Here is a 6,410-nt window from a genome sequence, read left to right on the forward strand (position 1 = left end):
AACGTGTCCCTCCTCTTCCATATCTGCCGTTTATCTAGTCTTAAACTCTGTTAGAGGGCTTTCATCTTTATAAATGACAGCAAACTGGACATGAAGGATCTACGCTAATATTAAATTTTTGCCAAGCTAGCGTCTGACCATCAAATAAATTTAAAACGTTAGGCTTTAGCTTGGTATTGTTGCTTATCAGTTTGATTGCTTCTAATGCCTGAAGGTTACCTACAGTGCCGACAACCGGTCCGATCACGCCATTTTCAGAACATTTTAAGCCTGCGCTATTATCTTGGTAAGGAACCGCACAGTGATAACAAGGCTGTTTACTTTGCCTAAAATCAAACGTCATCAATTGGCCAACCCACCCAATTGCCGAGCCGGAAATTAAAGGTGTGCCCGATTCAACACAGGCTTTATTTACCGCTTGCCGAGTTGGGAAGTTATCACTGCAATCCAACACAACATCCGCCATCATCACTTCAAGTTTTAGTCTTTCATCTTGTAAGAATGATTCAACTGCACGGATTTTTGATTGTGAATCAAGTTGTTTAATTTGATGAACGGTCGATTTGGCCTTATTAACACCAATATCGGATTCTCTATAAATCACTTGGCGTTGTAAGTTAGAAGACTCAACGCTATCACCATCCGCCACCACCAACTGACCCACACCAGCCGAAGCAAGATATAAAGCTACCGATGAACCCAAACCGCCACAACCAACAATCAAAACTTTACTTGCCAATAAAAGTTCCTGACCCGACTCCCCAACTTCTGGAACCATAATTTGACGTTGATAGCGATGAAACTGTAAATCATTCATAGATAGCCTTAGATTGAAGCTTAATTATTAACTATGCAGGTTCGGCAACATCAGCCAGATCCTCCTGCATAATTTGTGCAAATTGATTGATGGCTAATTGTATATCAGGAGCTTCGGTAATGGCACGTACAACTGCCAAACTCGACACTCCACATTGCCAAACTTGTTTTGCGTTAGATAGGTCAATACCACCAATCGCCACCGTCGGTTCATGAGGCATTAAGCTGCTGATCATCTGTTGATATAATTTAAGCTTAATGACCCCTTGCGGCTTCGATGGCATTTGTTTCGTCGGTGTCGGAAATATATGCCCCAGTGCAATATAACTCGGGTTAAATTGTGCCGCTTTTAATACCTCATAATATCCATGAGTAGAGAGTCCTAAACGTAAGCCCATTTGCTGTATTAATTTCAAATCGGCCACTTGCAGATCTTCTTGGCCTAGATGTACACCATAAGCTTGATGTTTTATGGCCAATTGCCAATAATCATTGATAAACACCTGTGCATCATGTTCTTCGCCCAATGCGACCGCATGTTTAATTTGCTCTTCTAGGTCTTTCTGAAGCGGGTTTTTTATTCGCAATTGAACTGTTTTAACTCCTAGCATCAACAATTTTTCAATTTGACGATAATGAGTCACCACTGGGTACAAGTTAAATTTATCACGCTCTATTGGTTGATAATCAAACCATTGCTTCTCAATACAGTTCCAATTAAATTTAGCACTTCGCTCATTAACCATTATTAAAGGTGTCGGGAATAAAAAGCGTTCTGTTGGCCATGTTTCACGTGAAACACTCGAATCTGGTTCGCGTAATTTATTCATACTGCTGTGAGGTAACGGTACAGTCATTGCAGCACGGGCTAGCATCAATGCATCTTGAAGCGAGAACTCGAGACTTAAGCACGTAAAAAACCACGCAAGATGACGCTCACTATGTAGAGGAGCTATAACATGTGAGGAGCGTAATACACGATACTCTTGTTCTGCATTCAACCATACATCATGTAACTCACCCTCAAAGTAAGCATCAATATATAGCGTTTTATCATTCAATATTTCTGGTAGAGGTTGCCCATTCAAATACAATAGATAACGGTCTGCATTATTAATACTCAAAGTATCTTGCACCGCATCATGCAAAACCGAATAACATGTCGCCTGATCCTGATCAATAACAGCAATGTATTCGCAATGACCAGGACTTATGGCTATATCTTCAATCGCAAAACCTACCTGCTTTGCAGCAGATAAACAATTGGTGATCATTGAAGTCAGAGCTTGTTGTTGTGGGGGTAGCTTTATATGTACCATTAAACCTCCAGCTCAGATTCTTCATCGAGATGCGATTTAGCAGGATGATATAACTCTGAACCTGTCGCTAAAAACTCGGCCGATTTTTGTTTCATTCCTTCCAATGGATCATTGAACATTTTAATATCAATCGCTTGATCGGCGGCTACTTGTTTGGTGTCTTTGGCATACTCACGCACTTCTTGCGATATTTTCATTGAACAAAATTTAGGGCCACACATCGAGCAAAAATGAGCGACTTTACCTGATTCTTGCGGTAGCGTTTCATCATGAAAAGCCAGTGCAGTTTCAGGATCAAGAGAAAGATTGAATTGGTCATGCCAACGAAATTCAAAGCGTGCTTTCGATAAGGCATTATCTCGAATTTGTGCGCCAGGGTGACCTTTGGCCAAATCGCCAGCATGAGCAGCAAGTTTATAAGTAATAAGCCCTGTTTTTACATCTTCTTTATTTGGTAAACCCAAGTGCTCTTTTGGGGTGACATAACACAACATCGCACAACCAAACCAACCGATCATCGCCGCACCAATACCTGAGGTGATATGATCATAACCTGGTGCAATATCGGTGGTTAATGGCCCTAGAGTATAAAATGGAGCTTCATGACAATGCTTTAACTGCTCATCCATATTCTCTTTGATCATGTGCATAGGAACATGCCCAGGACCTTCAATCATCACTTGGACATCATATTGCCATGCGATTTTAGTCAACTCGCCTAATGTACGCAGTTCAGAAAATTGCGCTTCATCATTGGCATCAGCGATTGAACCTGGACGTAGGCCATCTCCCAGTGAAAGTGCTACATCATATTTGGCACAAATTTCACAGATCTCACGAAAATGAGTATAAAGAAAGCTTTCTTGGTGATGAGCTAAGCACCACTTTGCAATGATCGAGCCACCACGAGAAACAATCCCAGTCACCCGCTTAGCCGTCATCGGCACATAACGAAGTAACAGGCCAGCATGAATAGTAAAGTAATCCACCCCCTGCTCAGCTTGCTCAATTAAGGTGTCTCGCATCACTTCCCAATTAAGGTCCTCAGCGACACCGTTCACTTTTTCTAATGCTTGGTACATCGGAACCGTTCCAATTGGTACTGGGCTGTTACGTAAAATCCACTCTCGCGTTTCATGGATATTACGTCCCGTCGAAAGGTCCATTACAGTATCGCCGCCCCAACGTGTTGACCACACCAACTTCTCTACTTCTTCTTCGATTGATGAAGAAACAGAAGAATTACCTATATTGGCATTCACCTTAATTAAGAAATTACGCCCAATGATCATAGGTTCTGATTCAGGGTGATTAATATTAGATGGAATAATCGCACGCCCTTCCGCCACCTCTCGACGTACGAACTCAGGGGTGATCTCCTTTGGTAAATTAGCGCCAAAGTTATTGCCAGGATGCTGCTGATTTAACTGTTCATCCGCAAATTTCTGACGACCCATATTTTCACGAATGGCAATAAACTCCATTTCAGGGGTAATAATGCCTTTCCTCGCGTAATGCAATTGAGTGACGCATTGGTTTGGTTTGGCTTTTAGAATTCTAGGTAAGTTGCCATAACGAAGATTATCTAAGGTGTCATCGGCTAATCTTTGCTTGGCAAACGTGGAGCTGACATCTGATAACGTTTCAGTATCGTCGCGCTCAGTAATCCATTGTTCTCTTAGCTTTGGCAAGCCAGTATGGAGATCTATCTGGTAAGTTGGATCGGTATAAAGACCGGAAGTATCGTAGACCTGAATGGGCTCATTAGGAGACAATAATGGTTTTTCTTTACTCCCTCCAACCAAACTATCTGCTAGTGATATTTGACGCATAGGGACGCGAATGTCAGTGCGGCTACCTTGGATATAGGTTTTTTCTGAGTTTGGGTATGGTTGTACAGAAAGTGACTCAATGAAATTTTTAGCTTCCATACGAGCTTGTTTACGACTTGACGACATAGCATTTTCCTTTAACTTTTAGAGTTATAGTTCCCGAAGGAGTAAATGCTTGACGGATTTGATGCACAAGAATGCAGATCTGTGGATTCACAGTTACATTTATAGATGGGTAATATAAGAAAATTACTCTTCTCTCGTTCCCTTCGCAGGTATTAGCCTGATCAGGTTCAACGGATCCCGCAACGCGGTCTCAGCCTTATGGCACTCCGACAAGTCAGAAGAGTATATTTAGTGCTTAAATATTCAGCAAGCTATTTTAGATTTAATAACTAACAAAACCAAAAAGTGTGATGTTAAGCACTATTTTTTAAGTTTGTTAATTAATAATCCAAATAAACTCGAGTGAGTCTCTCTTAATTGACCAATTTTCCCATCAAAAGGAGCCTCACCTTCTAGATCAAACAATTTGGGCACCGCGACTCGTTGAGATGAGTAGATACCAGTATGCCCACTGAAGTAATAAGCGGTATAACACGCAATAGCAAAATAGAGTATGTATTCAGAACCAAATAGCTCAACCCCCATGATAGTACATGCCAGCGGAGTATTGGTTGCCGCTGCAAACACAGCGATGAAACCCAGTGCAGCAAATAATTCAGGTGGCGCCCCTAAAACCCAAGCTAAAGAATTACCTAATGTCGCACCAATAAAGAATAAAGGGGTGACTTCACCACCTTTAAACCCAACCGATAGCGTTAATGCGGTCAATACTAATTTAAGTATCCAGCTATACCACTCTGCACCACCTTGGTGGAAGGCTGAAACAATACTGACCCCGCCTTCACGGCTGCTATAAACCCCTAAACCAGTGTAATCGTAATTACCAATCAACTTAGTGATTAAAATAACTAAAACACCACCAATAAAGACAATCAGGTATGGATTTTTAAGCGTTAATTTAAAAAAGTCTTTTAATGAATGGGTCAACTCACCAAATAAGTATCCGGCGAGGCCAAAACCAACCCCAGCCACAATGATTTTTAAAAGCAAAAGTGGATCAACCTTTACAACATGATCGAGCATTTTAAAAGACTCTAAAAAATCAATCCGGTAATGAGTATGGTGCGTACCCAGTGCAGTACAAACAGTATCGGCAATAATAGCAGCAAATAATGCCGGAATAATTGCATCATACTTCAAGCGGCCAATTGCTAGCACTTCTAAGGCAAAAATAGCCCCCGTCAATGGCGTGCCAAATATCGCGCCAAAACCAGCCGCAATACCTGAAATTAGCAGTAGACGAGTGTCTGATGGTGATAACTTAAACCATTTTGCAAAACATTGAGAAGCAGCGCCACCAATCTGAACCGCAGTACCTTCACGTCCTGCTGAGCCACCAAATAGATGGGTAATAACCGTTGTGATAAGTACTAAAGGACCCATTCTAGTTGGGATCCCTGCACCTGGTTGGTGTATTTCATCCATGATGAGGTTATTACCACCATCTGAATTTTTACCAAGCTCTCGGTATAGATAAACAATCAGTAAGCCAGCAAAAGGCAAAAGATATAACAGCCAAGTATTGGCTTCACGGGTTGCTGTTGCTTCAGACAGTAGCCACAAAAAGAAAGCATTTAATGCGCCTATTACACTAGCAACAGGAACAATAATAATTATCCAACGTAAGATTTGGATAAATAACTTGGGATTTGGTTTAAGGGGGTGAGACATATATCTACCTAAAATAAATGAGTAATAGTATAGGATAGATATTGAAAAGCGTTGGAAACCTGCCGATAGATCTATCCCACCTAGCAGGAGTCATCATCTCAGAAAAAGACATTGAGCGGTTAAGGTGGAACTCCATCACCCGTGACGTGAGTCACAAAAACATTTTATACATCAATCACCAATAATTCAACTCTAGACACTTGATGTGGGTCATACAGGTGAAAAAAGACCTATTTTAATACGGTACGGCCACTGTATGTCACCTCAAAGTCATTGCCTTTACATGCTCTATATTTTAACTTTGTTCAGACGTAAAAAAGCCCGACTCTTTCGAATCAGGCTTTCATAAATAGTGGCGGAGTGGACGGGACTCCCTAATATCACCAATCTTGCGCGCCCCCCGACGTGACAGGCCGCTGTTTTTAATGATCGCTAACCAACTGAACTACCGTTTCGCAGTGCCATTACCCTTAAGTTCTATTTTATTCAGACGCAAAAAAGCCCGACTCTTTCGAATCAGGCTTTCATAAATAGTGGCGGAGTGGACGGGACTCGAACCCGCGACCCCCGGCGTGACAGGCCGGTATTCTAACCAACTGAACTACCACTCCGCAGTGTCTATTCAGTATACTAAATCAAAGCCTGG

Annotated in this window: 4 protein-coding genes, 1 tRNA gene and 2 riboswitches; all 5 genes read right to left on the reverse strand. The window is 41.7% G+C overall.

Features of this window, described 5'->3' with window-relative positions; translation table 11 throughout:
- Positions 1-67 precede the first annotated feature (67 nt).
- On the reverse strand, positions 68-817 hold the full coding sequence (locus tag HC723_RS12655) for a HesA/MoeB/ThiF family protein (RefSeq protein WP_190339355.1): 750 nt from the start codon (positions 815-817) through the stop codon (positions 68-70).
- 31 nt (positions 818-848) lie between these two features.
- Positions 849-2,135, reverse strand: coding sequence for a thiamine phosphate synthase (gene thiE / locus HC723_RS12660; protein ID WP_190339356.1), 1,287 nt, complete (start codon positions 2,133-2,135; stop codon positions 849-851).
- Positions 2,135-4,093, reverse strand: a complete 1,959-nt coding sequence (gene thiC, locus HC723_RS12665) for a phosphomethylpyrimidine synthase ThiC (RefSeq protein WP_274601943.1) — start codon at positions 4,091-4,093, stop codon at positions 2,135-2,137. The genes thiE and thiC overlap by 1 nt, the downstream gene beginning before the upstream one ends.
- A 121-nt stretch (positions 4,094-4,214) precedes the next feature.
- Positions 4,215-4,312, reverse strand: a riboswitch (TPP riboswitch).
- 81 nt (positions 4,313-4,393) lie between these two features.
- Positions 4,394-5,764 (reverse strand): voltage-gated chloride channel family protein, encoded by a 1,371-nt coding sequence (locus HC723_RS12670; protein ID WP_190339357.1) that lies wholly within the window; start codon positions 5,762-5,764, stop codon positions 4,394-4,396.
- Positions 5,765-5,841: 77 nt separating this feature from the next.
- Positions 5,842-5,913: riboswitch (Fluoride riboswitch) on the reverse strand.
- 385 nt (positions 5,914-6,298) lie between these two features.
- Positions 6,299-6,375, reverse strand: a tRNA-Asp gene (locus HC723_RS12675).
- Between the last annotated feature and the right edge of the window lie 35 nt (positions 6,376-6,410).

This window comes from Vibrio sp. S11_S32 (assembly GCF_014694465.1).
Taxonomy (GTDB): Bacteria; Pseudomonadota; Gammaproteobacteria; order Enterobacterales; family Vibrionaceae; genus Vibrio; species Vibrio algicola.